This window comes from Flavobacterium microcysteis (assembly GCF_006385255.1).
In the GTDB taxonomy this organism is placed as follows: Bacteria; Bacteroidota; Bacteroidia; order Flavobacteriales; family Flavobacteriaceae; genus Flavobacterium; species Flavobacterium microcysteis.
In genome coordinates this window covers 1-204 of sequence record NZ_VFJE01000002.1, presented here as the reverse complement: position 1 = coordinate 204, position 204 = coordinate 1, and the positions used below count along the sequence as shown (strand labels likewise).

The window sequence follows — 204 nt, the reverse complement described above, 5'->3', positions numbered from 1 at the left end:
TAAGCGTGTAGTTTCCGGCACAAGAACCATTAGTCCTTGTCTCGGCAAATGTTACAGTTGCGCTTCCGCAGGCATCGGTCGCTGTAAGCGTAGCCGCAGCAGGGATATTTCCGCAAGCTGCTGTGATGTTTGATGGCAATGTTCCTGTAAATACAGGGGCCTGCGTATCAGTCACGGTTACAGTCTGAGTGTACTCAGCAGTGT

1 protein-coding gene is annotated in these 204 nt (G+C 51.0%); it reads right to left on the bottom strand.

The genetic code is table 11. The features are described 5' to 3' along the window. On the bottom strand, nucleotides 1-204 hold a 204-nt coding region (locus tag FJA49_RS18215), incomplete at both ends, for a hypothetical protein (RefSeq protein WP_158629410.1).